The organism is Microbacterium sp. MMO-56 (assembly GCF_037146215.1).
GTDB lineage: Bacteria > Actinomycetota > Actinomycetes > Actinomycetales > Microbacteriaceae > Microbacterium.
The window spans coordinates 131,146-156,603 of sequence record NZ_JBBCVW010000005.1; the positions used below are offsets into that span (position 1 = coordinate 131,146).

The 25,458-nt window shown below is 72.7% G+C and carries 23 protein-coding genes; 9 read left to right on the forward strand and 14 right to left on the reverse strand.

Annotated features, from left to right (window positions below; all coding sequences use genetic code 11):
• The first annotated feature begins 1 nt into the window (after position 1).
• From WFI00_RS06555 to WFI00_RS06565, 3 genes are read left to right on the forward strand one after another with little or no spacing between them, the layout of a single operon-like run.
• Positions 2 to 400, forward strand: a complete 399-nt coding sequence (locus WFI00_RS06555; RefSeq protein ID WP_336631528.1) for a cytidine deaminase — start codon at positions 2 to 4, stop codon at positions 398 to 400.
• Complete coding sequence (locus tag WFI00_RS06560) at positions 397 to 1,689, forward strand: thymidine phosphorylase (RefSeq protein WP_336631529.1); 1,293 nt, start codon at positions 397 to 399, stop codon at positions 1,687 to 1,689. Before WFI00_RS06555 ends, WFI00_RS06560 begins: the two co-directional genes overlap by 4 nt.
• Positions 1,690 to 1,745: 56 nt before the next feature.
• Positions 1,746 to 2,861 (forward strand): adenosine deaminase, encoded by a 1,116-nt coding sequence (locus WFI00_RS06565; RefSeq protein ID WP_336631530.1) that lies wholly within the window; start codon positions 1,746 to 1,748, stop codon positions 2,859 to 2,861.
• A gap of 116 nt (positions 2,862 to 2,977) precedes the next feature.
• Here WFI00_RS06565 and WFI00_RS06570 read toward each other — a convergent pair whose 3' ends face one another.
• From WFI00_RS06570 to WFI00_RS17785, 8 genes are all read right to left on the reverse strand, one after another.
• Entirely contained in the window at positions 2,978 to 3,871 is an 894-nt protein-coding gene (locus tag WFI00_RS06570) for an endonuclease domain-containing protein (RefSeq protein WP_336631531.1), read from the reverse strand.
• Between the two features lie 450 nt (positions 3,872 to 4,321).
• Positions 4,322 to 5,074 (reverse strand): alpha/beta hydrolase, encoded by a 753-nt coding sequence (locus tag WFI00_RS06575; RefSeq protein WP_336631532.1) that lies wholly within the window; start codon positions 5,072 to 5,074, stop codon positions 4,322 to 4,324.
• 22 nt (positions 5,075 to 5,096) lie between these two features.
• Positions 5,097 to 6,245, reverse strand: a complete 1,149-nt coding sequence (locus WFI00_RS06580; protein WP_336631533.1) for a mannitol-1-phosphate 5-dehydrogenase — start codon at positions 6,243 to 6,245, stop codon at positions 5,097 to 5,099.
• 12 nt (positions 6,246 to 6,257) lie between these two features.
• Positions 6,258 to 6,695, reverse strand: coding sequence for a PTS sugar transporter subunit IIA (locus WFI00_RS06585; protein ID WP_336631534.1), 438 nt, complete (start codon positions 6,693 to 6,695; stop codon positions 6,258 to 6,260).
• A gap of 123 nt (positions 6,696 to 6,818) precedes the next feature.
• Positions 6,819 to 8,492, reverse strand: coding sequence for a PTS mannitol transporter subunit IICB (locus tag WFI00_RS06590; protein ID WP_336631535.1), 1,674 nt, complete (start codon positions 8,490 to 8,492; stop codon positions 6,819 to 6,821).
• 32 nt (positions 8,493 to 8,524) lie between these two features.
• Positions 8,525 to 10,186 (reverse strand): phosphoenolpyruvate--protein phosphotransferase, encoded by a 1,662-nt coding sequence (gene ptsP, locus WFI00_RS06595; protein WP_336631536.1) that lies wholly within the window; start codon positions 10,184 to 10,186, stop codon positions 8,525 to 8,527.
• A 44-nt stretch (positions 10,187 to 10,230) separates the two neighbouring features.
• The gene (locus tag WFI00_RS06600; protein WP_336631537.1) at positions 10,231 to 10,506 is read right to left on the reverse strand and encodes an HPr family phosphocarrier protein; all 276 of its coding nucleotides are present in this window, start codon (positions 10,504 to 10,506) and stop codon (positions 10,231 to 10,233) included.
• Positions 10,503 to 11,069, reverse strand: a complete 567-nt coding sequence (locus WFI00_RS17785) for a PTS sugar transporter subunit IIB (protein ID WP_442928305.1) — start codon at positions 11,067 to 11,069, stop codon at positions 10,503 to 10,505. Before WFI00_RS17785 ends, WFI00_RS06600 begins: the two co-directional genes overlap by 4 nt.
• Between WFI00_RS17785 and WFI00_RS06610 the strand changes: the two genes are divergently transcribed.
• The gene (locus tag WFI00_RS06610; RefSeq protein WP_336631539.1) at positions 10,963 to 12,888 is read left to right on the forward strand and encodes a BglG family transcription antiterminator; all 1,926 of its coding nucleotides are present in this window, start codon (positions 10,963 to 10,965) and stop codon (positions 12,886 to 12,888) included. The two genes, WFI00_RS17785 and WFI00_RS06610, sit on opposite strands and share 107 nt — an antisense overlap.
• Positions 12,889 to 13,012: 124 nt before the next feature.
• On the opposite strand, the gene WFI00_RS06615 is transcribed toward WFI00_RS06610, so the two are convergent.
• The 3 genes from WFI00_RS06615 to WFI00_RS06625 form a co-directional block, all read right to left on the reverse strand.
• Positions 13,013 to 13,585: a GNAT family N-acetyltransferase gene (locus WFI00_RS06615; protein ID WP_336631540.1), complete on the reverse strand. Its 573-nt coding sequence runs from the start codon at positions 13,583 to 13,585 to the stop codon at positions 13,013 to 13,015.
• Between the two features lie 84 nt (positions 13,586 to 13,669).
• Positions 13,670 to 15,358: a phospho-sugar mutase gene (locus tag WFI00_RS06620; protein WP_336631541.1), complete on the reverse strand. Its 1,689-nt coding sequence runs from the start codon at positions 15,356 to 15,358 to the stop codon at positions 13,670 to 13,672.
• Entirely contained in the window at positions 15,355 to 16,185 is an 831-nt protein-coding gene (locus tag WFI00_RS06625) for a purine-nucleoside phosphorylase (protein WP_336631542.1), read from the reverse strand. The genes WFI00_RS06620 and WFI00_RS06625 overlap by 4 nt, the downstream gene beginning before the upstream one ends.
• 95 nt (positions 16,186 to 16,280) lie before the next feature.
• Here WFI00_RS06625 and WFI00_RS06630 point away from each other — a divergent pair, with 95 nt between their 5' ends.
• Entirely contained in the window at positions 16,281 to 17,732 is a 1,452-nt protein-coding gene (locus WFI00_RS06630; RefSeq protein WP_336631543.1) for an NAD(P)H-quinone dehydrogenase, read from the forward strand.
• 63 nt (positions 17,733 to 17,795) lie between these two features.
• Here the strand turns inward: WFI00_RS06630 and WFI00_RS06635 are convergent, their stop codons facing one another.
• The 3 genes from WFI00_RS06635 to WFI00_RS06645 form a co-directional block, all read right to left on the reverse strand.
• Positions 17,796 to 18,248, reverse strand: a complete 453-nt coding sequence (locus tag WFI00_RS06635) for a hypothetical protein (protein ID WP_336631544.1) — start codon at positions 18,246 to 18,248, stop codon at positions 17,796 to 17,798.
• Positions 18,249 to 18,252: 4 nt separating this feature from the next.
• On the reverse strand, positions 18,253 to 20,046 hold the full coding sequence (locus tag WFI00_RS06640) for an acetyl/propionyl/methylcrotonyl-CoA carboxylase subunit alpha (RefSeq protein ID WP_336631545.1): 1,794 nt from the start codon (positions 20,044 to 20,046) through the stop codon (positions 18,253 to 18,255).
• A 223-nt stretch (positions 20,047 to 20,269) separates the two neighbouring features.
• Positions 20,270 to 20,917: a Maf family protein gene (locus WFI00_RS06645; RefSeq protein ID WP_336631546.1), complete on the reverse strand. Its 648-nt coding sequence runs from the start codon at positions 20,915 to 20,917 to the stop codon at positions 20,270 to 20,272.
• 77 nt (positions 20,918 to 20,994) lie between these two features.
• On the opposite strand from WFI00_RS06645, the gene WFI00_RS06650 reads away from it, so the two are divergent.
• The 4 genes from WFI00_RS06650 to WFI00_RS06665 are packed head-to-tail and all read left to right on the forward strand — an operon-like array spanning position 20,995 to position 25,364.
• Positions 20,995 to 22,356 (forward strand): class I SAM-dependent RNA methyltransferase, encoded by a 1,362-nt coding sequence (locus tag WFI00_RS06650; protein WP_336631547.1) that lies wholly within the window; start codon positions 20,995 to 20,997, stop codon positions 22,354 to 22,356.
• A gap of 38 nt (positions 22,357 to 22,394) precedes the next feature.
• Positions 22,395 to 23,063 (forward strand): response regulator transcription factor, encoded by a 669-nt coding sequence (locus WFI00_RS06655; protein WP_336631548.1) that lies wholly within the window; start codon positions 22,395 to 22,397, stop codon positions 23,061 to 23,063.
• Positions 23,053 to 24,300, forward strand: a complete 1,248-nt coding sequence (locus tag WFI00_RS06660) for a sensor histidine kinase (protein WP_336631549.1) — start codon at positions 23,053 to 23,055, stop codon at positions 24,298 to 24,300. The genes WFI00_RS06655 and WFI00_RS06660 overlap by 11 nt, the downstream gene beginning before the upstream one ends.
• Positions 24,297 to 25,364: a hypothetical protein gene (locus WFI00_RS06665; RefSeq protein WP_336631550.1), complete on the forward strand. Its 1,068-nt coding sequence runs from the start codon at positions 24,297 to 24,299 to the stop codon at positions 25,362 to 25,364. The genes WFI00_RS06660 and WFI00_RS06665 overlap by 4 nt, the downstream gene beginning before the upstream one ends.
• Positions 25,365 to 25,458 lie beyond the last annotated feature (94 nt).

Consider the following 25,458-nt stretch of genomic DNA (forward strand, 5'->3'; position numbering starts at 1 on the left):
CGTGACGGACATCGACTGGGACGAGCTGCGCCACGCGGCCACCGAGGCCATGGAGCGTGCGTACGCGCCGTACTCCCGCTACCGGGTGGGCGCGGCCGCGCTGGTCACCGACGGACGCATCGTGTCCGGCTGCAACGTCGAGAACGCCTCGTACGGGGTGGGGCTGTGCGCCGAATGCGCGCTCGTCGGCGATCTGCACATGTCGGGCGGCGGACAGCTCGTCGCGTTCGTGTGCGTCAACGGGGAGGGCGCCACGATCATGCCGTGCGGCCGCTGCCGTCAGCTGCTGAACGAGTTCGCGCTGCCCGGGATGCTGCTGGAGACCGTGTCGGGCATCCGCACGATCGACGAGGTTCTGCCCGACGCCTTCGGGCCCCGCGATCTGGAGGCCGTGCGATGAGCGCCCCCGAGCCCTTCGACGCCGTCGACGTCATCCGCACCAAGCGCGACAAGGGCGTGGTGCCCGAGGACGCGCTGCGCTGGATGATCGACGCGTACACCCGCGAGTACGTCGCCGACTCGCAGATGGCGGCGTTCGCGATGGCGGTGCTGCTCAACGGCATGACGCGCGACGAGATCCGGGTGATGACCGACGCGATGATCGCCTCGGGAGAGCGGATGAGCTTCGCGAGCCTCGGCAAGCGCACCGTCGACAAGCACTCCACCGGAGGCGTCGGTGACAAGATCACCCTCCCGCTCGCCCCCCTCGTCGCCGCCTTCGGTGTCGCCGTGCCCCAGCTGTCCGGGCGCGGCCTCGGCCACACCGGCGGCACGCTCGACAAGCTCGAGTCGATCCCCGGATGGCGCGCCGCCCTGTCGAACGAGGAGATGTTCGCTCAGCTGGAGGGCGTGGGCGCGGTGATCTGCGCGGCCGGCTCCGGGCTCGCCCCCGCCGACAAGCGCCTGTACGCGCTGCGCGACGTCACCGGGACGGTCGAGGCGATCCCGCTCATCGCGTCGAGCATCATGTCCAAGAAGATCGCCGAGGGCACCGATGCGCTCGTGCTCGACGTGAAGTTCGGCTCCGGCGCGTTCATGCAGGACATCGAGAAGGCGCGCGAGCTCGCCCGCACGATGGTGGCCCTCGGCACCGACTCGGGCGTGGCCACGACAGCGCTGCTCACCGACATGAACACCCCGCTCGGACTCGCCATCGGCAACGCCAACGAGGTGCGCGAATCGGTCGAGGTGCTCGCCGGCGGCGGACCCGCCGACGTCGTCGAGCTGACCGTCGCGCTCGCGCGCGAGATGCTCGCCCTCGCCGGGCAGCCCGATGCCGACGTCGAGGGCGCGCTCCGCGACGGCCGCGCGATGGACGCCTGGCGCGAGATGATCCGCGCGCAGGACGGGGATCCCGACGCGGATCTGCCCGAGGCGCGTGAGACCCACACCGTCCTCGCGGACCGCGACGGCGTCGTGACGCGGATGGATGCCCTGCCGTTCGGCATCGCGGCGTGGCGCCTGGGCGCCGGCCGCGCTCGGGCGCAGGACCCGGTCATCCACGCCGCCGGCATCGACCTGCACGTCAAGCCCGGTGATTCCATCGCCGTCGGACAGCCGCTGTTCACCCTGCTGGCCGATGATGAGAAGCGCTTCGAGCGCGCGCTCGATGCGGTCGAGGGATCCTGGGAGATCGGTGCGCAGGCGCCGTCGACCGGCTCGATCGTCCGAGAGCGCATCACCGCCTGAGCGCACCACCGGTCATCCGCCCCCCTCTCCACCCCTCCTCCCTCGAAGGACACACCATGGCCATCGACCAGCACGGCGACGCGAAGCTCGACGGCGTCTCCATCCGTTCCCTGCCGAAGGTGTCGCTGCACGACCACCTCGACGGGGCCCTGCGCCCGCAGACGATCCTGGAGCTCGCCGACCAGATCGGCCTCGAGGTCCCCGCCGACGACGCGGACGATCTCGCCGACTGGTTCGAGGAGCAGAGCGACTCCGGCTCGCTGGTGGAGTATCTGAAGACGTTCGACCTCACCACCGCGGTCATGCAGACGGCGGACGGGCTGCGCCGCGTCGCGCGGGAGTTCGTCGAGGACCTGGCCGCCGACGGCGTCATCTACGGCGAGGTGCGCTGGGCGCCCGAGCAGCACCTCGGCGGCGGACTGTCTCTCGAGGAGGTCGTCGAGGCGGTCCAGGAGGGCATCGAGGAGGGCGAGGACGCCGTCGAGGGCAGCGGGCGCGACATCCGGGTCGGGCAGCTGATCACGGCGATGCGCCATGCCGACCGGTCGCTCGAGATCGCGAAGCTCGCCGTCGCGTTCCGCGGTCGCGGCGCCGTCGGCTTCGACATCGCCGGAGCCGAGGACGGCTTCCCGGCGTCCAACCACCGCGCGGCCTTCGACTACCTGGCATCCGAGTTCTTCCCCGTCACCGTGCACGCGGGCGAGGCCGCCGGGCTCGACTCGATCCGCTCCGCCCTCATCGACGGGCGCGCGCTGCGTCTCGGCCACGGTGTGCGCATCGCCGAGGACCTCGAGGTCGTGCAGCAGAAGGGCGACGAGGTGCTGGTGACCTTCGGTGACCTCGCGCGCTGGGTGCGCGACCGCGAGATCCCGCTCGAGCTCTCGCCGTCGTCGAACCTCCAGACCGGGGCGATCGCCCGCTGGGGCACCGCGCTCGAGGATCACCCCTTCGATCTGCTGTACCAGCTCGGCTTCGCCGTGACGGTCAACGTCGACAACCGCACCATGAGCCGCACCTCGCTGACGCGCGAGTTGGCGCTCCTCGCCGAGACCTTCGAGTACCGCCTCGAGGACCTGGAGGCCTTCCAGCTCAACGCCGCCGCCGGCGCGTTCCTCTCGGTCGAGGAGCGCGAGGAGCTCATCGAGCTGATCGGCGACGGCTTCACCGCCTGACCCACCGGGTCCGGCCCGGGGGTCGGCCTCGGTGTCCGGTCTCGGTGGTCGGCGGGCTGGGCGTTCACAACTCCGGAGTTCCTGCTTGACCACGGCCCATATCGCCGAATAGAGGATCAGCGAGCCCGTTCCTCCGGAGTAATGAACGCCTGGCGGCGGGCCGGACCGGTTTCGATCGTGCGCCGGAGCAGGCTCGCGACCCACTCGGGGCGGTACAGGATGTCCTCGGCGAGCAGTCGGAGCGGGGTGTAGCCGAGGGCGACGGCGGCGGCGTCCCGCCGGCGGTCGCGTTTGTGGTCCTGCCAGGAGCCGTGGTGGGCCTCGCTGTCGCATTCGATGAGGAGCCACCCGTCGACGACGAGGTCGACACGGCCCACGCCGTCGATCGACACCTGGAGCTCGATGCGGCACCCGATCGCCCGGAGCATGAGGCGCACGAGGGTCTCCGTACCGGACTCGGCGCGGCGGTCCAGCAGGCGACGCAGTGAGCGGTACCGCCGGGGCAGGCGGGTGAAGAGGTCGTTCACCCGCGCCTCGTCGACCACGCCGAGGTGCCAGGCGCTGTCGAGGGTCGCGATGGCGTCGCGGGGAGGCTGGCAGCGCACCGCGGCCAGGAGCGCCTCGTCGAGGGGCGCCAGAGCGGCGTCCGCCTCGGCGCGGCTCGTCCTCCAGTGGCGGATGACCCGTGCCGCGCCGTCGGGCCGGGGTACCCGCGAGGCGTCCGGCGCCAGCTGCACGTGCAGACCTCCCGTCTCGCGCACGAAGACGCCGAACAACTGCAGGACGGAGACGCAGTCCAGACGCCCGCCCCACCTCGCCGCCGCGCAGATCGTCGGGTGCGCCCCGGCCGGGAGGTAGCGATCGCGCCGGAGGCGCAGGAGTCGTCCGTCGCGCACCGCGTCGGTGATCTGGCGTCCGGTGGCGCCGGTGGCGCGCAGATCCGCGCGGCGCAGAAGGGCGATGGGCACGTCGGCGGGGAGGAGTGGATGGTACGGAGCGGGACGACGCATGCGGCAAGGGTGCTCTGGCCGTGCGCCGGTTCGGTGCCGGAATCCGCCGATGGGGGAGAGTCCGCCTCCCGCGGGGTCTGGGGAGGAGGGGGCGGGGCGAGCGGGCGGTGCACGACTCCGGAGTTGTGCGGCCGTGGGCGGTGGGAGTGGGCTGTGCGGCGGGCCGGTGGCCAGTTCTCCGGAGTTGTGGACAGGGGCCGGGGTGGAGGGAAGGGAGGGTGCGGCGGGCGAGGTCGGCGGCGGGTTGGCGGTCTGGGGTCGGGAGAGAGGCGGGCGGGTGGTTCACAACTCCGGAGACCCGGGGCCGCAGGCGGGGAAGGAGGGGTGCGGGGTGGACCTGGGGCGAAATCTCCGGAGTTGTGAACCGGCAAGCGGGGGCAGGGCCGGACGGAGGGGTGGGGCCGGACGGAGGGGTGGGGCGGGCGGGCCGGGGCCGGGGGCCGGGCGGGGTCAGGGGAGGGCGGCGGCGAGCTCGCCGATGCGCGCGGTCACCACGGCATCGACCTCCGCGTCGGGGATTGAGGCGACACCGTCGCCGGACTGGGCACCGTAAGCGCCGAACGAGGCGTGCGACGCCCCGGGGATCTCCACCAGGACGGCGTCCGTGGGGAGCATCCCCCGCGCGTCCGCGATCTTCTGCGGGGTCGACAGCCCGTCTTCGGATCCCGAGAGACTCAGCACCGGAAGGCCGGACTCGGAGATGTCGGTCGCGCAGTAGGAGGCGAACAGCACGAGGCCGTCCGCGTCGGATGCGAGCTGGCACGCCCGCACACCGCCGAGGGAGTGCCCGCCCACGAGCCACCGGTCGGCGCCGCGGGCGAGGCCCGTGAAGGTCGACAGCGGCCGGGGGTCGAAGAACGCCAGGTTCAGCCACGGCTTGGTGATCACCACGGTCATGCCGTCGTCCGCGACCAGCCCGGCCAGCATCGACGCATAGGCCCACGGGTCGACCTTCGCCCCCGGGATGAAGACGAGTCCCGGACCGTCTCCGCCCGCGGACGGCGCCAGCACGATGCCCGCGGCATCATCCGTGATCGAGATCGCGGGGTCGGCCCGCACCGCCTCGAGCGGCTCGGGTTCGGCCGCCATCACGCCGACCTGACTCCACACGAGGACTCCGACGACCGCGGCGACCACGAGCCCGCCGAGGACGCTGAGGCTCCACAGGACGATGCGGCGACGGCGGGAGGGCTTTCGGGTCATCCCTAAAGTGTATGCGTCTGAATCAGAGCTCGGACTGACGCTCCCGGACGACCTCGGCCACGACGGCGAACAGCGGATGACCGGGCTCGAGCCCCGTCACCGATGCGGTGAACGCCTCCGCGTCCTCCTCCCGCAGGCGGCGCTGCAGCTCGACGGACTGCTCGTCGTCGGGCTCGTCGAAGGCGAGGGCGGCGCCCATCGCCGCGACCAGGGCGGTCGTGGGGAGCCCCCGTTCGGCGGCCGCCGCGGCGGGGCCGACGAACCGCTCGTGGCGCGAGAGCTTGCGCAGCGGCTGGCGTCCGACGCGTCCGACGGTGTCGGGCAGAGCGGGGTTCGCGAACCGGCGCAGGATCGTCGCCCGATACTCGGCGAGCTCCGCGGGGTCCAGCCCGTGCACGGCTTCCAGCAGGGCGGAGGTCTCCTCGAGGGTCGCGGCGACCCGGGCGGCGATTGCGGGATCGGCGAGCGCGTCCGAGATCTTCTCGATGCCCGCCTGCGCTCCGAAGTACGCGGTCGTCGCGTGGCCGGTGTTGACCGTGAAGAGCTTCCGCTCGATGTAGGGCGCCAGGTCGTCGACGAAGTGGGCGCCGGGGATCGTGGGCGGCTCGTCGCCGAACGGCGGGCGCTCGATCGCCCACTCGAAGAAGGGCTCGACGGTCACGTCGACGCCCTCTCCCGGCGGCTGCGCCGGCACGATCCGGTCGACCGCGGTGTTGGCGAACACGGCGCGCGCCGAGAGCACCTCCCAGGCGTCCCCGGCCTGGGCGCGGACCTCGTCGCGGAGGATGTCCGTCGCGCCGATCGCGTTCTCGCACGCCATCACCTGCAGGGGAGGGGCGGAGGGATCCCGCAGCGCGAGCCCCGCGACGATGTGCGGCGCGACGAATCGGAGGATGGTCGGCCCGACGGCGGTCGTGACGACGTTGGCGGTCGCGACCTCGTCGATGACGGCCTGGGGGTCGGTCTGGCTGTTCACCGCGCGGAAGCCCGTGACGACCTTGTCGGTGCCGCCGTCGCCCACCTCGTGCACGGTGTACTCCGAGACGGCGTTGATCGCATCGACGAGCGGCGCCGCGACGTCGGAGAACACCAGCTCGTATCCGCCCTCGTGCAGGAGGAGCCCGACGAACCCGCGCCCGATGTTCCCGGCGCCGAAGTGTACGGCTTTCATGATCGGTGCGTCCTACTCGTTGACCGACGAGAGGAGGGCGTAGAGGTCCTCGGGGGTCTGCGCCGCCTTGAGCCGCTCGACCTCCTCCTCCTCGGAGAAGATGAGGGCGATCTGCGAGAGGATCTCGAGGTGCTCGTCGCCCTTGCCGGCGATGCCGACGACGAACGTCACGCGCTGGCCGTCCCAGTCGATCCCGTCGTCGTAGCGGACGAAGGAGAGCGCCGAGTCGAGGATGGCGTCCTTCGTCTCGTTCGTGCCGTGCGGGATGGCGAGCTCGTTGCCCATGTACGTCGACACGGTCTGCTCGCGCTGGAGCATCGCGTCGAAGTAGGCGGAGGTGACGGCGCCAGCGTCCTGGAGGATCCCCGCCGCCTCGCGCATCGCCTCTTCCTTGCTCGTGGACCCGGGGTGGATGCGGATCTGCCCGACGTTCAACACACTGCGTGCCATGGTCTGCTCCTCATGTCGTGGAAGGCGGATGTCCGAGAAAGGCTAGTCGACGGGCCGCTCGGATCGGCGCCGACGCCGCGTGGCCGGGGGCTCGTGCCGGCCCGGCCACGCGGGGACTGTGGGTCAGCCCTGGTCGTGCTGACCGCGGACCATGTCCACGACCTCGTCGTACTTCGGCGAGTTCATGAAGTTGTCCACCGAGACGTGCAGCGCGTCGGGGGTGCGCCCGCGGGCGCGATCCGTCAGCTGCTGCTGGGTGATCACGAGGTCCTCGCTGCCGTCGAGGTTCGCGATGGCCTTGTTGGTCACCGAGACGTCGTCGAAGCCGGCCTTCTTGATCTTGTTGCGCAGGACGCTCGCGCCCATCGCCGAGGAGCCCATGCCCGCGTCGCACGCGAAGACGATCGTGCTGATCTTCTTCGCCGAGGAGACGGTGCCCGTCGAGATCGCGTCCGCCGCGGAGTCGGCCTGCATCGAGGCCTGTCCGCCGCCGACCCCCGCGTTGGAGGCGGCGCCGGCCCGGAGCCCCGCGAGGGCGTCCGAGGACTTCCCCTTGTTGGCCTCGGTCTGGGCGATCGCGGCCTCGAACGAGGCGCTGGACTCGGCCTCGGCGGCGAGGTCGCGCTTGCGGGAGGCGCGCAGGATCACACCGGTGATCAGGAACGTGACGAGGGCCGCGAGGACGACCGACAGGTAGACCACCAGGAGGTTGCCGACGCCCGGGCCGATGGCCGCGGCCGAGACCGCGATGATGCTGCCCGGCGCCGCCGGGAAGGCCAGACCGCCGCCCAGGAGCATGTTGGTCGTGACACCGGTGGCACCGCCCGCGATGAGGGCGAGGATCGTCATCGGCTTGGACAGCGCGTACGGGAAGTAGATCTCGTGGATGCCGCCGAGGAACTGGATGACGATCGCGCCGGGGGCCGATGCCTTGGCCGCGCCGACACCGAAGAAGGTGAAGGCGAGGAGCAGTCCGACGCCGGGGCCGGGGTTGGCCTCGATGAGGAACAGGATCGACTTGCCGGCGTTGGTGGCCTGCTCGATGCCGAGCGGCGTGAACACGCCGTGGTTGATGGCGTTGTTCAGGAACAGCACCTTGGCGGGCTCGACGATGATCGAGAGCACCGGCAGCAGGTTGAACTGGACGAGCCAGCCGACGATGCCGCCGAGGAACGTCGAGATGCCGAGCATGATCGGGCCGAAGGCGAAGAAGCCCACGATCGCGAGGAGCATGCCCAGGATGCCGGCGGAGAAGTTGTTCACCAGCATCTCGAAGCCGGGCTTGATCTTGCCGTCCCACAGCCGGTCCATCTGCTTGGTGATCCAGGCCGCCAGCGGGCCCATGATCATCGCGCCGAGGAACATCGGGATGTCGGTGCCGACGATGACGCCCATCGTCGCGATCGTGGCCACCACGCCGCCGCGGGCGTCGTAGACCATCCGGCCGCCGGTGTTCGCGATGAGCAGCGGCAGCAGGTAGGTGACCATCGGGCCGACGAGTCCGACGTAGGCGGCGAAGTTGCCGCCGTCGCCGGACGCGAGTGCCGTCATCGCGCCGTTCCAGCCGATGTCGGCGGCGTTCCCGCCCCCGCCGATGATCTCCGACACCGGGTACCAGTGCCAGCCGAAGGGACTCTCCGCACCGAAGAAGCCCTTCGTGATGAAGAACATCGTGATGAAGCCCCACGCGATGAATGCTGCGATGTTGGGCATGATCATGCCCGACAGGAAGGTGCCGAATCGCTGTACGCCTACGCGTGCGCGGTTCACCCCTGTCGTAGGTGACGCCGTTGTCATGTGACTGTCTCTCCTTCGGGTTCCCGCCCGGGTCAGGCGGCGTTCTCGGCTGCGGCGTGTGCCGCAGCGCGTGCGGATGCCGCGTCGTCGGCGGCGAGGGCCGCCGCGGCGATGCGTTCGGCATCGGCGCGGTCGTACTGCAGAAGCGACGCGCGCACGTCGGCGAGCGCCGTCGGCGCCATCGACAGCGAGGTCGCGCCCATGCCGACCAGGACGACGGCGAGCAGCGGGTCGGCGGCGGCCTCGCCGCAGATGCCGACCGGCTTGCCGTTCGTGCGACCGCCGTCGGCGGTGGCCTTGATCAGGCGCAGGACCGCGGGGTGCCACGGGTCCTGGTACGAGGCGACCGAGCCGAGCAGGCGGTCGGCGGCCATCGTGTACTGGGTGAGGTCGTTCGTGCCGATCGAGGCGAAGTCGGCCTCGGCCAGGACACGGTCGGCCATGAGGGCGGCGGAGGGCACTTCGACCATGACGCCCGCGGTCTTGATGCCGTACTCCCGGGCGAGGGCGACGAAGTACTCGGTCTCCTCGACGGTGGCGACCATCGGAGCCATCACCCACAGGTCCGCCTCGGTGGCCTTGTCGGCGTTCGCGAGCGCGGTGAGCTGCTCGCGGAGGATGTCCTCGCTCGCCCGCAGGGCGCGCAGTCCGCGCAGCCCCAGGGCGGGGTTGTCCTCGTGTGCGTCGTTGAGGAACGCGAGGGGCTTGTCGGCACCGGCATCCAGGGCGCGGACGACCACCTTCTGACCGGGGAACGCCTGCAGGAGCTCGGTGTACGCCTTCGTCTGCTCCTCCACGGTGGGCGCCTCCGACGCCGAGAGGAAGAGGAACTCGGTGCGGAAGAGACCCACGCCCTCGGCGCCCAGCTCGACCGCCTCGGCGGCGCCGCCCGGCTTGCCGAGGTTCGCCAGCAGCGGGACGGCGGAGCCGTCCTTCAGTGCACCCGGGGTGAGGGGAGCGGATGCGGCGGAGGCGCGGGCATCCGCGCGGTTCTGCGCCTGGGCCAGCTCGTCGGCGGTCGGGTCGGTCGTCACGACGCCCTTCGCCGCGTCGACGATGACGGTCTCGCCGTCGACGAGGTCCTTCGCGGCGGAGGCGCCGACGATCGCGACGATCGACTTCTCGCGCGCGAGGATCGCCGTGTGCGAGGTCGGTCCGCCGTCGGTCGTGATGAGCGCGAGCACCTTGTCGAGGTCGAGCAGCGCCGTGTCGGCGGGTGCGAGGTCCTTGGCGACGAGGACGAACGGGTGTCCGGGGTCGGGCACGCCCGGAGCGGGCAGTCCGCGCAGCCGGGCGATGACGCGCTGCGCGACGTCGTCGAGGTCTGCGGCGCGCTCGCCGAGGTAGCCGCCCATCGCGGCCAGGCTGTCGCGGAAGCTCGCGAACGCGGCGTGGACGGCGAACTCGCCGGTCTTGCCCGCGTCGACACGGGTCGAGACCTCCTGCTCGAGGGTGGGGTCCTCGGCCATCATGGCCTGCGCTTCGAGCACCTCGCGGGCCATGCCGCCCGCCTTCGAGCCGCGCTCCTCGAGTTCGCGCGCGACGGCCGCGACGGCCTCGCGTACACGGGCGAGCTCCTCCTCCGGGGTGCGGGTGCTGGGTGCGTCCTCGGGCGCAGGCAGCGGTTCCGCCATCCGGGCCACCGGCCCCTGGGCGACGCCGAGTCCGATGCCCACTCCGCGCAGTTCAGTCATGTCCGTGTAGCTCCTTGTCGATGCAGTCGTGCGGTCGTGTGTGTTCAGGCTTCGTCGTGGTCGGTGGTGAGCAGCTCCGCGAGTTCGTCCATGACGTTCGCAGCGTTGTCGCCGACCGCGGTCAGGGTGACGTAGTCGCCCTTCTCCGCGCCGAGGGAGATGACCCCGAGGATGCTCGCCGCGTTCACCGGGGCGCCTGCACCCTTGGAGATCGTCACGGACAGCCCGGAATCCTTCGCCGCCTGCGCGAACAGCTTCGCGGGGCGTGCGTGCAGACCGTTCGACGATCCGATGCGGATCGTGCGTGTCACCTCAGTCATGCGGGATTCCTCTCTGCGGGGTTCGGGGGGTCCTGGGCGGGCGGCGCGACGAGCGCGGCGTCCACGAGCGCGAGGGTGCGTGTGCCGTCGAGGTCGGTGAAGATATCCGGCGGCAGCAGCACCACGGTCGTCCCGCGGGGCTGCGCGTCGTGTCGGATGCGGTCCAGCGCGTCGTGCAGATGCGGTCCGACGAGCACGACGTCCGCGGCATCCAGGTCGATCGGCAGCGACTGCTCGGTGCCGGCGACCGCGCTCATGTCGCGTCCCGCCGCCTGAGCGGCGTGTCGCACACGCTGCGCCACGAAAGTGCTCGACGCTCCGGCGCCACACACCACGAGGATCCTCATCGATCCGCCTCCTCTTCTGGCCATTCTTGTGAAACCGCTGGGAAGGGACAACCAGGGTCGTTTCCGCGGGGGCGGAAACCGCCGGGTGTGCGCATGGTTGACTGGTCGGGTGAGCAGAGCGAGGCAGGACCGGGTCATCTCCCTGCTCGTGCGCTCCGGGGAATGGGTCACGGCCGGAGAGCTCGCCGACGTCGTCGGCGTCACGCCGCGCAGCATCCGCAGCTACGTCACCGCCCTGAACGCCCGCGTGCCCGACGGCGTCGTGGTCGAGTCCGGACCGCTCGGCTACCGTGCGGGGGCGGATGCGTCGGCCGCGCTCCGCTCCGCGGTGGAGACCGATACACCGCGCGAGCGCGTCCACCACCTCGTGCGGGCGCTCCTCGCCTCCTCGGAGGGGATCGACGTCTTCGACGCGGCGGAGGGCTTCCACGTCAGCCCGGCGACCCTCGAGGGCGACCTCGGGCGGGTACGGGCGCTGCTCGGCGGCAGCGGACTCGTGCTGGAGCGCACCGCCTCGCGCGCCCACCTGCGCGGCACCGAGATGGCGCAGCGGCGGCTCCTGTCGACCCTCGTCCACGAGGAGAGCGACGAGGGGGCGTTCGATCTGGTCGCCATCCGCCGCACCCTCGGCGAGGACTCGATCGGGGCCGAGGCGCTCGGCGCCTTCAAGGCCGACCTCGTCGCGGGTCTCGGCGCCCTCGGATACTTCGTCAACGAGTTCGGCATCGGCGACGTCATGCTCCACATCGCGATCACGGCGGACCGCGTCGCGCACGGGCGCGCCCTCGACGTCACCGTGGACCGGGCCGCGACCGACGCGCAGGAGGAGGTCGGCGCCCTCCTCGACCGTCTGTGCGCCACCCACCTCGGCGTCCACCTCGGTGCGGGAGATCGCCGGCACCTCGCCGCCCTCGTGCTGAGCCGTGTCGTCGCACCGGGCGCGAGCGAACCGGCGTCGCTCATCCGCTCCCGGCTGGAGGCCGATGTCGAGACCGCGGTGCGCGACGTCGTGCACCGGGCCGCGGTGGCGTTCCTCGTCGACATCGATCACGAGGACTTCGTGCTGCGGCTGGCGCTGCACGTGCAGAACCTGCGCCTGCGGGCGCGCGAGCAGGCGTGGTCGCGCAATCCGCTCACCCGTTCGCTGAAGGCGACGTATCCGATGATCTTCGAGATCGCGGTGTTCATCGCGGACGGGCTGCGGGGACTCCTGGGCATCCCCCTCATGGACGACGAGATCGCCTACATCGCGATGCACGTCGGAGGCCGCCTGGAGCGCAGTCGGCGCGGGAGCTCCGTCCTGACCGCGACGATCGTCTGCCCCGGGTACTACGAGCTGCACGAGCTGCTGCGGTCGAGTGTCGACCGGTCCCTCGGGCAGGCGGTGGACGTCGTCGGCGTCGAGACCCGTGTCGACCCGGACTGGGACGCGATCGACACCGACCTCGTGCTGACGACCATCGACCCGCCGGTCGTGTCGGAGCGGATCGTGCGGATCCAGCCCTTCCTGACCGAGAGCGACATCGAGCGCGTGCAGGCCGCCGCCGGGCGGGTCCGGCGGGGGCGGCGGCTCGCACGGCTGCGCGACGAGCTGGGGCGCTACTTCTCGCCCGATGCGTTCCTCGGGAGGGTCGGGGCGGATGCCACGCCCGAGACCGTCATCCGCGCGCTGGGCGAGCGCCTCGTCGCCGACGGAGTGATCGACGACGACTACGTGGAGCGCACCCTGGAGCGGGAGCGGCTCTCCTCGACCGCCTTCACCGACGCGCTCGCCGTGCCCCATGCCCTCGGGATGACCGCGACGCGCACGGCGATCGCGGTGGCGATCGCGGATCCGTCGATCGCGTGGGGGGAGGGCCGGGTGCAGGTCATCGCGATGGTCGCCTTCTCCGCGAGCGACCGTGAGGCGTTCCAGACCGTCTTCGAGCAGCTGGTCGAGGTCTTCAGCGAGCGGGAGAGCGTGCATCGGATCGTCCGCCGCGGCACGACCTTCGCGGCCTTCCTCGACGAGCTCGTCGCCGTCGTCGACGGCTGAGCGCCCCCGCGCCGGAGGAGATCTGCGTCCGTGCGGAGATCTGCGTTCGTGCGGATGCCTGGAGGTGGTGGGTCCGCGGATGTGCGGATCTCCGCGCGAGCGCGCCCCGGGGTGGGTGCAGGGCTCAGGGGCGGGCGAGGCGCGCCTGGAGGCCGAGCCGCACGGCGGGCCACTCGTGCGGGAGGATCGAGTACACCACCGTGTCGCGGAGCGATCCGTCGGGCCCGCGCCGGTGGTTGCGCAGGACCCCGTCGAGCCGCGCGCCGAGGCGCTCGATCGCCGCTCGGGACTGTCGGTTGTGCCAGTGGGTGCACAACTGGACGGCGATCACCTCGCAGGTGTCGAAGGCATGCCCGAGGAGGAGCAGCTTCGCCGCCGTGTTCACCCCCGTCCGCTGCACCCGCGGCGAGAGCCACGTGTAGCCGACCTCGACGCGCGGCGACTCCAGGTCGATCGTGCAGAAGGTCGTCATCCCCACGGCGCGGCCGCCGGCGACGACGGCGAACGGGTTCATGCGGCCCGCGTCGCGCTCGGCGAGCCTCCGGTCGATCTCGACCGGGACGGATGCCGGGACCGAGGTGTACCAGGCGTACTCGAGCCCCTCGCGCGCGAGCTCCAGATCGGGGGCGTGTGCCGGAGTGAGCGGCTCGAGCCGGACGTGGGCGTTCTCGAGGGTGACGGGGTCGGTCAGCAGCACCCTCCGAGCCTACGACGGCGGGATCGGGCGGAGTCCGCCGAGGCGGCCCGAGTCCATCCCGCCCCCGTTCGGGGCGTCGCCGCCTCAGTCCTGCGCCGCGGCGATCAGGGCGCGCGCTCCCGCGTCGAGGGCGGCGAGCCGCGCGGCGGCGTCCTCCGCCGACGCGCCGCGCACGTCCAGGTACGCCTTGAGCTTGGGCTCGGTCCCGCTCGGACGCACGATGACCCGCGATCCGTCGGCGAGCCAGAGGCGCAGGACGTCGCCCGGGGGCAGGTCGTCCACGCTGTGGAGCAGGTCGTCGATCCGCTCCACGGCGACGCCGCCGAGCTCGGTCGGCGGAGTGCGGCGCAGCGACGTCATGATCCGTCCGATGACCGAGACGTCCTCGACCCGCAGCGACACCTGACCCGACGAGAAGTAGCCGAAGGTCTCGGCGAAGCGGGTGAGCAGATCCGCGACGCCCGCGCCCTCCTCGCGCGCCTCGGCGATCATCCCGAGCATCGCGACGGCGGCGGAGATCCCGTCCTTGTCGCGGACGCTCTCGGGGTTGACGAGGTAGCCCAGGGCCTCTTCGAAGCCGAAGACGAGGCCGGGGGCCCGCGAGATCCACTTGAACCCGGTCAGCGTGGAGTGGAAGTCCAGCCCGTAGTGCTCGGCGACGGTCTGCAGGCCCGGGGAGGACACCAGCGAGCACGCGAGCGAGGCGCCGTCGCCCGCCGTGGCGCGCCGCGCGGCGCGCCAGCCCAGCAGCAGCCCGATCTCGTTGCCGTTGAGGCGGCGCCATCCGCCGTCGGCGGCGTCGTCGGGGATCGCGACCGCGAGGCGGTCGGCGTCGGGGTCGTTCGCGATCACGAACTCCGCGCCCGCCGCGCGGGCCGTCGCGAAGGACAGGTCCATCGCCCCCGGCTCCTCAGGGTTCGGGAAGGCGACCGTCGGGAACCGCCCGTCGGGGGCGATCTGCTCCTCCACCACGACCGGGAGCGGATAGCCCGCGAGCGTGAGGATCGTGTTCAGCGTCTCGTACCCGACGCCGTGCATCGCGGTGTACACCCAGGTCATGCCCGCGGCGCCCGCGGGTGCCGGTGCGACCGTCGCCGTCGCGGCGACGTAGGCCTCGACGACGGCCTCGTCGGCGAGCTCGTACGCACCGCGCGGCAGGTCGGCGACGGACGCGGTCTGCGCGATCCGTTCGATGTGCGCGGCGATCTCGGCATCCGCCGGTGCCACGATCTGCGAGCCCTCGTCGGCGCCGCCGAGGTACACCTTGTAGCCGTTGTCGTCCGGCGGGTTGTGCGACGCCGTCACCATGACACCGGCCGCGGCGCCGAGGTGGCGCACGGCGAAGGCGAGGACGGGCGTGGGCAGCAGGCGCGGCAGCAGGACGGCGCGCAGTCCGGCGCCGGCGAACAGCTCCGCCGAGTCCTGCGCGAACACGTCCGAGTTGCGTCGCCCGTCGTAGCCGATGACGACCGTCGGCGTGGCATCCGGCCCCGCCTTCTCGCGCAGATACGCCGCGAAGCCCGCGGCCGCCTGCGAGACCAGCACGCGGTTCATGCGGTTGCTGCCCGCACCGAGACGCCCCCGCAGCCCCGCCGTGCCGAAGGCGAGGCGCGCGCCGAAGCGGTCGGCCAGCTCCGCCGCGGCGGACTCGTCGCCCGACTCCGCCGCCGACAGGATCGAGGCCAGCTCGTCGCGGGTCGCCTCGTCGGGGTCCTGCGCCAGCCAGGCGCGCGCGGCGGCCAGCTGGTCGGCGCTGCCGGGCGCGGCGTTCACATCGCCCCGATCACGCGGGCGAGCAGGTCGGAGATGACCGGCTCGGCGGCCTGGCCGGCCTCGATGACCTCGGCGTGGCTGAGCGGGGTGGTCTGGATGCCGGCCGCGAGGTTCGTGATGAGCGAGAACCCGAGGATCTCCATCCCGGCCTGCCGAGCGGCGATCGCCTCGAGCGCGGTCGACATGCCGACGATGTGGCCGCCGATGATCTTCGCCATCTGCACCTCGGCGGGCGTCTCGTAGTGCGGTCCGCGGAACTGGCAGTAGACGCCCTCGTCGAGGCCGGGGTCGATCGTGCGGGCGAGGTCGCGCAGCCGCGACGAGTACAGGTCGGTGAGGTCGATGAAGGTGGCGCCCTCGAGCGGCGAGTCGGCCGTGAGGTTGATGTGGTCGCTGATGAGCACCGGCGTGCCGGGGGTCCAGCTCTCCTTGATGCCGCCGGCGCCGTTGGTGAGGACCATCGTCGTCGCGCCGGTGGCCGCGGCGGTGCGCACGCTGTGGACGACCCGACGCACGCCGTGACCCTCGTAGTAGTGCGTGCGCGCCCCGATGACGAGCACGCGGCGCCCGGTCGGGGTCAGGATGCTCCGCAGCGAGCCGACGTGGCCGGCGAGCGCCGGCGCGCTGAACCCGGTCACCTCGGTGGCGGGGACGGTGGCCGTCGTCTCGCCGACGAGCTCGGCGGCCTTGCCCCAGCCGCTGCCGAGGGTCAGGGCGATGTCGTGACGATCGACCCCCGTGAGACGGGCGATGTCGGATGCCGCCTGCGCGGCGATCTCGAAGGGGTCGACCGCGGGGTCGTCGAGGGGGTTGGTGTGCTCGGCCATGCTCCCACTCTAGGAACAGTCGGAGCGTCCGGCGACACCGACAGGGGTGAGGCGGTCGAGACAACGGGGGCGCGCCGGGCTGAGACAATGGGGGGATGTCGGTGAGCTTCGTCCATTCCCAGTCCGTCGCCGTCCTCGGCGGCGGCCCCGGCGGTTACGAGGCGGCGCTCGCCGCGGCGCAGCTGGGGGCGGAGGTCACTCTCGTCGAACGTGCCGGGGTCGGCGGGGCCGCCGTGATGACCGACGTGGTCCCCTCCAAGAGCCTCATCGCGACCGCCGACGCCGCCGTCGCGATCTCCGAGGCATCCGATCTCGGCGTCGAGTTCTTCGCGAAGGGCGAGAGCGGCAGGCCCCTGAAGCCGCAGGTCGCGATCAACCTCGCCGCCGTCAACAAGCGACTCCTCTCTCTCGCCCGTCAGCAGTCGGACGACATGCGCGGGCAGCTCCTCGCCGCAGGCGTGCGCATCATCTCGGGGCACGGCCGTCTCGACGACCACCACTCGATCGTGGTCGCGACCGGTCCCGGAGGCACCGACTTCGACCGCGTCGAGGCCGACACGCTCGTCGTCTCGGTCGGCGCGTCGCCGCGGGAGCTGCCGAGCGCGCGGCCCGACGGGGAGCGCATCCTCACCTGGACCCAGCTGTACGACATGAAGGCGCTGCCCGAGCACCTCATCGTGGTCGGATCGGGCGTCACCGGAGCGGAGTTCGCGTCCGCGTACATGAACCTCGGCGCGAAGGTCACGCTGATCTCGTCGCGCGAGCAGGTGCTGCCGGGGGAGGACCGCGACGCGGCCGCGGTGCTGGAGAACGTGTTCCGGCGGGGCGGGATGACGGTGCTGTCGAGGTCCCGCGCCGACAGCGTCGTGCGCACCGCCGACGGCGTCGTCGCGACGCTCTCCGACGGGCGCACCGTCGAGGGCAGCCACTGCCTGCTCGCCGTGGGGTCCATCCCGAACACCTCGGAGATCGGCCTCGCCGAAGCGGGCGTCGAGCTGACCGAGTCGGGCCACATCCGGGTCAACCGCGTCGCCCGCACCTCGGTGCCCAACATCTACGCGGCGGGCGACTGCACGACCTTCGTGCCGCTCGCGTCCGTCGCCTCCATGCAGGGCCGGACAGCCGTCTTCCACGCGCTCGGCGACACGGTCATCCCGCTCGAGCGTCGCCGGATCACGGCGAACATCTTCACCGCACCGGAGATCGCGACCGTCGGGCGGCAGGAGCGCGACATCGAGACCGGTGTCACCAACGGGTACGTGCACAAGCTGCCCCTCGCGGCGAACGCCCGCGCGAAGATGATGGGCATCAGCGACGGCTTCGTCAAGATCATCGCCCGTGAGGGGTCGGGCACGGTCATCGGCGGCGTGATCGTCGCGCCGCGGGCGTCCGAGCTCATCTATCCGATCGCGATCGCCGTCGAGCGCCGGCTGACCGTCGACCAGGTGTCGCGCGTGTTCGCCGTCTTCCCGTCGCTGTCCGCCTCGATCACCGACGCGACGCGGGCGATGCACCTCGTGAACCGCGACGACGACTTCTTCGGCTGACGCGGCGAAGCCGCGTCGTCGCGGGTATCGCGCGGGTCCTGCTCGGTCGGCGGAGGCCCGGATCTAGCGGGGCGAGAGCTGGGGGAGGACGACCCACACGCCCTCGCCGTCCGGAGACGTGGCGACCGCGGTCAGGGCCGAGAGGGAGCCGACGCTCGTGGGGATCGCGATCGGGGTGCGCGGGTCCCCGTTGTGGCAGACGATGTCCTGCGTGGCGGAGGCCTCGCCGCCGGTCCCCTCGTAGTGCAGGGTGAAACGCGCCCGATCGGCGCCGATGCAGCGCAGCTCCACGGCATCCGTCGCCGTCGGCGAGGCGAGATCCATTCGCACGCCGTCGTCGTCGCCGACCTCGACGGCCATCCGTCCGCTGACGCCCATTCCGTTCGCGCCGGTGAGCTGGCGGGCCCAGTCGTCCCACCCGGCGCGGTCCTCGTCGGTCGGGCCGCTTGCGCAGCCTGCGAGGAGCGTGGCGGTGAGGACGGCTGCCGCGGCGATTCCGGCGGTGCGGCGGATCATGGCGTCAGGAGATCGTCAGCAGCTGATGGCCGGCCGAGACGGTCGCTCCGGGGGCGGCGTCGATCGCGCCGACGACACCGTCCTTGTGCGCCTGCAGGGGCTGCTCCATCTTCATGGCCTCGAGAACGACCACGAGGTCGCCCGCGACCACGGACTGCCCCTCCTCGACGGCGACCTTCACGACCGTCGCCTGCATGGGCGCCTTGACGGAGTCGCCCGAGGCCCCCGCGTTGACCGTCGGGGCGTGCGAGCGGCGCGACGGCGGCGCCGCGGCCGGACGGCCGATCGCGGTGGCGGGTGCGGCTACGCGGTCGGGGAGGCTGACCTCGAGGCGCTTGCCCGAGACCTCCACGACGACCGTGTGGCGCGGCTCCGCCTCGGCGGGGGACTCGGCCTCGCCGTCCCACGGCGGGATGTCGTTGACGAACTCGGTCTCGATCCAGCGGGTGAATACGCCGAAGCGGCCGTCCTCCGCGGTGAAGGCGGGGTCGCGCACGACCTTGCGGTGGAAGGGGAGCACCGTCGGCATCCCCGCGACCTCGAACTCGTCGAGCGCCCGGCGGGAGCGCTCCAGCGCCTCCTCGCGGTCGCGACCGGTGACGATGAGCTTGCCCATCAGCGAGTCGAAGGCGCCCGAGACGCTGTCGCCCGCGGTGACGCCGGAGTCGAGACGGATGCCCGGGCCGCCGAAGGTCTTGAACTGGTGGATCCGGCCCGACTGCGGCAGGAACCCGCGGCCGGGGTCCTCGCCGTTGATGCGGAACTCGATCGAGTGGCCGACCGGCTCGGGGTCGACCCCGTCGAGCAGGCCCCCCTCGGCGAGGCGGAACTGCTCGCGGACCAGGTCGATGCCGGTGACCTCTTCGGAGACGGGGTGCTCGACCTGCAGGCGGGTGTTGACCTCGAGGAACGAGATCGTGCCGTCGGCGCCGATGAGGAACTCGCAGGTGCCCGCGCCGACGTAGCCGACCTCCTTGAGGATCGCCTTGGACGACTCGTAGAGCGTCCGCCGCTGCTCGTCGGTGAGGAACGGGGCAGGGGCCTCCTCGACGAGCTTCTGGTGGCGGCGCTGCAGCGAGCAGTCGCGCGTGGAGACGACGACGACCGTGCCGGCCGCGTCGGCGAGGCACTGGGTCTCGACGTGGCGCGGCTTGTCGAGGTACTTCTCGACGAAGCACTCGCCGCGCCCGAAGGCCGCGACGGCCTCGCGGGTGGCGGACTCGAAGAGCTCGGCGACCTCGTCCAGCTCGCGCGCGACCTTGAGCCCGCGTCCACCGCCGCCGTAGGCGGCCTTGATCGCGATGGGCAGCCCGAACTCCTCGGCGAAGGCGACGACCTCGTCGGCGCCGGACACGGGACCGGGGGTGCCGGGGGCGAGCGGTGCGCCGACCCTCTCGGCGACGTGGCGGGCGGTGACCTTGTCGCCCAAGGCCTCGATCGCCTCGGGGGAGGGGCCGATCCAGACGAGCCCCGCGTCCAGCACGGCGCGGGCGAAGGCGGCGTTCTCGGCGAGGAAGCCGTAGCCCGGGTGCACGGCATCGGCGCCCGAGCGGCGCGCGACGGAGAGGATCTTGTCGATCGAGAGGTAGGTGTCGGCGCTCGTCGCCCCGCCGAGGGCGTACGCCTCGTCGGCGAGCGTCACGTGCATCGCGTCGCGGTCCTGGTCGGCGTACACGGCGACCGACGCCTTGCCGGAGTCACGGGCCGCGCGGATGATCCGCACGGCGATCTCCCCGCGGTTGGCGACGAGGACTTTGGCGATGCGCGGGCGCGCGGGCGTCTCCTGGGGGCGAGGCATGGATGCCAGCCTACAGAGCCGGACCCCCGCCGCTTTGGATCACTCGCACAAGATCCCCCCGCCATCGTGTGCGGACTCCTACGACGAGCCCTCTCTCGTCGAGACCGCGGTCGCGCGTCGACACCGGCGGTGGCGGCGCGGGTCTCGACGCGGGGGCCGGGTCTCGGCGCGTGGGGCGGGTCTCGAGGCGGGGCGAGGTGGGGCGACGGGCACGGGTCGCGGGTCAGGGGCGGCGCCAGAGGTCGGTCCAGACGACGTCGAGCTGCCGGCACAGGTGGCGCAGGGTCGACAGCGACATCCCGACGACCGTGGACGGATCGCCCTCGACGCGCTCGATGAACGCTCCGCCGAGGCTGTCCACCGTGAACGCGCCCGCCACGAGCAGCGGCTCGCCGGTGGCGACGTAGGCGGCGATCTCGGCATCCGTCACGTCTGCGGCGAAGGAGACGGATGCCTCCGCGACCGCGTGCGCCTCGCGGGCGGGGGCGCCGGGCTCGAGGCGGAACACGCTGTGCCCGGAGTGCAGGACGCCGGTGCGCCCCCGCATCGACCGCCAGCGCTCGGCGGCGACCTCGGCGGTGTACGGCTTGCCGAGGATCGCGCCGTCGAGCTCGAACATCGAGTCCCCGCCGATCACGAGACCGTCGAACGCCGGATCCTCCGCCGCGATCGCCGCCGCGACGTCGGCGGCCTTGCGGCGTGCGAGGAGCAGGACGTGCTCGTCGGGAGCGAGCGTGCGCCCCTCGTGCGCTTCGACCGCCGCCACGACGGCCTCCTCGTCGACCTGCGGCGACCTCGTCTCGGGCTCGATGCCGACCTGGCGCAGCAGCATGAGGCGGGCGGGGGACGTCGAAGCCAGGCACACGCGCATCCCCCCATTCTGTCTCGCCGACGGGCCGGCTTCCTTCCGCCCGACGGGGCGGCGGCGCATCGGGGGAGAATGGACGGATGGATGCCGGAGAAGTGATCGAGCTCGACGTGACCGACGTCGCACACGGCGGCGTGTTCGTCGCGCGACACGAGGGGCGGGTCGTCTTCGTCGAGGGCGCGCTCCCCGGCGAGCGCGTGCGTGCCGAGCTGACCGACACGGCGAAGGCCTCGTTCTGGCGCGCCGACGTCGTGGAGGTGCAGGATGCCTCCCCGCACCGCCGCCCCCACGTGTGGGCCGCCGCCGACGTCTCCGTGCCGCCGGAGGACCGACCCGGAGGTGCGGACTTCGGGCACATCGCGCTCGCCGAGCAGCGCGCCCTCAAGAAGCGCGTCCTCGACGACGCGCTCGCCCGGTTCGGCGGGATCCCCGACCCGGCGACGACGCTCTCGCCCGCCGACGGCGATGCGGCGGACGGCTTGCGCTGGCGCACCCGCGTGAGTCTCCACGTCGACGCCGACGGGCGTGTCGGGCCGTATGCCGCGCGCAGCCATCGGGTCGTCCCGGTCTCGGACCTCCCGCTCGCCACCGCCGGCATCGGCGAGGTCGCGCGCGGCCTGGAGGGCTTCGCGCCCGGCCGCATCGACCTCGTCCAACCCGCCGACGGCCGGATCCGCGTGATCGTCCGCCCGGACCGCCCGGATCGTCCCGTGCACTCGGACGCTCCCGGCGGTGCCGGCGAGTCCGGCCGTCCGGGCTCCCGGCGATCCGGATCCGCCCGGTCCGCGCGGCGTCCGGTCCGCGCCCCTCGCCCGCCCGAGGACCCGACGGCCCACGAGGTCGTCGAGGAGATCGTCGGCGACCGGCGCTTCGTCGTCGACGCCGGAGGCTTCTGGCAGGTGCACCGCCGCGCCGCCGCGACGCTCACCCGCGCCGTGCGTGCGGGCCTCGACGCGGCCGGAGGGGTCGACCCCGGCGCCCACCACCTCGACCTCTACGGCGGGGTGGGGCTCTTCGCCGCCGCGCTCGGCGACGCCGGGGGGCCGTCGACCCGGGTCACCTCCGTCGAGGCGGACGCGCGCGCGACGGAGCACGCGGGGACGAACCTCGCCGAATGGGTGGGGGCCCGCGCCGAGAGCGAGCGCACCGATCGCTACCTCACGCGCCTGGTGGCACAGGCGGGCGCGGCCGAACGCGCGCGCCTGGCCCGCGGCGTCGTGCTGCTCGACCCGCCGCGCGCGGGTGCAGGTCGCGCGGTCGTGGAAGGGATCGCGGCCCTCGCGCCGGCATCCGTCGTCTATGTCGCGTGCGATCCCGTCGCCCTCGCCCGCGACATCGGCACCTTCCGCGCGCACGGCTACGAGCCCCTCCGCATCGACGCCTTCGACCTCTTCCCGCACTCGCATCACGTCGAAGCCGTCGCCGTCCTGCGTCGCGCGTGAGGGCGCGCGCGTCCTGTGCGCGTGGCTAGGCTGACCGCATGACCCGCGTGGCGCTCATCGACGATCACGAGTCCGTCCGGCTCGGGCTGGAGGCGGCGTGTGCACGCGCGGTCACGAAGGACGTGATCTTCTCCGGCAGCACCGTGCGCGCGTACCTCGAGTGGCGGGCGGCGACGGGCGCGGCCCCGGCGGACGTCGTGGTGCTCGACCTCACGCTCGGCGACGGCACGACCGTCACCGAGAACGTGCAGCGGCTCGTCGCCGACGGATCGCCCGTGCTGATCCACAGCGTCGCCGACCGCCCGGCCGCCGTCCGCGAAGCCCTGACGGCGGGCGCGACCGGCATCATCAGCAAGTCCTCGGCGATCGACGACGTCATCCTCGCGATCCGGACGATCGCGCGGGGAGAGCCGCTGGAGAACCTCGAGTGGGCCCACGCGGTCGACGGCGACCGCGCCTTCGCGGACGCGCAGCTGTCGGCCCGGGAGCGCGACGTCCTGCGCCTGTACGCGGCCGGACTGCCGCTGAAGGCCGTCGCCGACCGCCTCGGGATCGCCTACTCCACGGCCAAGGAGAACATCACGCGCGTGCGCGTCAAGTACGTCGAGGTCGGCCGTCCCGCCCCGACGAAGGTCGACCTGCTGCGTCGTGCGATGGAGGACGGCCTGGTCGGCGACGAACGCGGTGACGGCGCCGGTGGCCGCTGACCCCACCTCGGCCGCGGCGGTGCGTGCGCCGCTCGGAGACATCGCGGTGTCGACCGAGCGGTTCACGGAGGCGCGCGTCGACCGGATCATCGACATCGTCATCGCACTCGGGTGCGCCGTGCTCGGGGTCCAGTCCTTCCTCAACGAGCTCGCCTGGCACGGCGAGCGACCGGAGTGGCATCCGTTCCTCCTCGTCGCCGTCTTCGGGTCGCTCGGCATCATGATCGTCGCCCTGTCGGTCGGAACGCTCACCCGTCTCGCCAGCGGGGTGTTCGCCGTCGTCTTCCTCGCCGCGCTGGTCTGCTGGCCCGCGGCGACGACGGGCATCCCGGTCGAGCCCGATGTGCAGCCGTGGATCTGGTACCTCCTCAACGTCGGGACCGCCGCCGCCGTGGCCGCCTTCCGGCTGCCGCTGCAGATCGTGTGGGCGGTGGCGGTCCCGGTCGTCTACGCCGTCGCGCGTCTGCTGCAGCTGTGTGCCGGCGCCGGGGGGCGGATCGACCCGGAGCACATCGGCGGCGTCGTGCTCGACGCGGTCTTCGCGATGATCCTCGCCGGGGTGATCGTCACCCTCGGGTGGATGCTGCGCGCGGTCGCCGTCGGGATCGACCGCGCGCGCGCCGACGCCGTCTCCTCCTACGCGGCGGCGGCCGCGGCGGCCGCCGCCGAGACGGAGCGCGTCGCGGTCGCAGCTCTCATGCACGACAGCGTGCTCGCCGCCCTCATCGCCGCCGAGCGCGCCGCGACACCGCGAGAGGAGACGCTCGCGGTCGCCATGGCGCGCGAGGCCCTCACACGGCTCGCGAACGCGGAGCAGGATGCGGGCGAGGGATCGGACGAGCCGGTGCCGGCGGCGTCCGTCGTGACGGGGATCGAGCAGGCGGCGGCCGAGCTCGGCGTCGCCGCCGCGGTCGTCGCGCGGATCTCGCCCGATGCGCTCCCGGTGCCCGGTCGCGTCGCCCGTGCCGTGGTGCTGGCCGCGACCCAGGCGATCGCCAACGCGGTGCAGCATGCCGGCGGTCGGGGGCTGCGCGTCGAGGTGACCGCCGACGCCGGGACGCTCGGCGTGGTCGTCCAGGACGCCGGCGGCGGTTTCGCGCCCGCCGACGTCCCCGCCGATCGGCTGGGCATCCGCGGATCCATCGTGGCGCGGATGGCCGCGGCCGGAGGACATGCCCGCGTGCGGACCGGGTCGAGCGGGACGACCGTGCGCCTGGACTGGAAGCGGCCGGAATGACGATCGGCGTGCGTGCCGTCCTCTCGGCGCTGGGCGTGGCCTTCACGGCGTATCTGGCGGTGGGCGCCCTGCTGTGGACGTCGGTGCCGGCGTTTGCCCTCCTGCAGATCACGGCGGTCGCCTGCTACCTGGTCACGACCTGGGTGTGCATCTTCTGGAACGCGCGCACCGCCCGTACGCCGCACCCGGTGCGCAGCAGGCTCGGGGAGCGGCCGCTCCTGCCGGCGTGGGCGGCCGTGATCGCGCTGGTCGTCGCCGCGATCGTCCCGAGTGCGAGCTGGCTCGCTGCGGGGCCCGACGCGCGGTTCGCCGACTATGCGACGTGGAGCCTCGGCGCGGTCGCCGCGCTCATGGCGATCGTGATGGTGCGCCGCCGGCCGTGGGTCGCGTGGTCGGGTGTGCTGCTGGTCATCCTGGCCGCGATCGCGTGGCTCGGGATCCCGGCGGCGCTCTCGCTCGGAGCGGTGGGCGCCGTGCTGTGGGTGGGTCTCGCCCAGCTCGTGTCGTGGCTCGTCGATCGGGCGGCGCGCGACACCGCGCACCTCATGGAACTCCAGCGCGACGCGTCGGAGTGGCTCGCGGCGCAGGCCGGGATGCGCCGGGAACGCCGCACTCAGGTGCAGCGCGCCCTGGCCGTCGCCGGGCCCGTGCTCGCCCACACGATCGCCGTCGGCGGGCGTCTGGACGACCGCGTCCGTCACCTCGCCCGGATCGCCGAGGGGACGCTGCGCGACGAGCTGCGGGGCGCCGCCCTGCTCGACGACGACGTGCGCAGCGCGCTGTCCGACGCGCGAGCGGCCGGGACGACGGTGTCCGTCCTCGACGAGGGCGGACTGGAGGGGCTCAGCCCGCAGGAGTGCGCGGCGATCCGCGCAGAGCTCGCCGGTCTGATCGCGCGCTCGACGTCGCAGCGGTTGTACATCCGGGCCTCCCGGCACGAGGAGATCGCGGTCACCGTCGTGGGCCGCTCGGCGGAGGACGGCGGCGAGGACGTGGTCGACCTCTGGCGCGAGTTCCGTCGTCCGGCGCCGAGCGGCACTCCCGTGGGCGACGCCAGGTCCTGAGGCTGCGGCGCATGCCGAGTCGTCTCGAGGAGGAGGCGAGGGGCGGCGAAGCCGCCCGCCCCTCGCCATGCGGGGCGGTTACCCGAAAACCGAC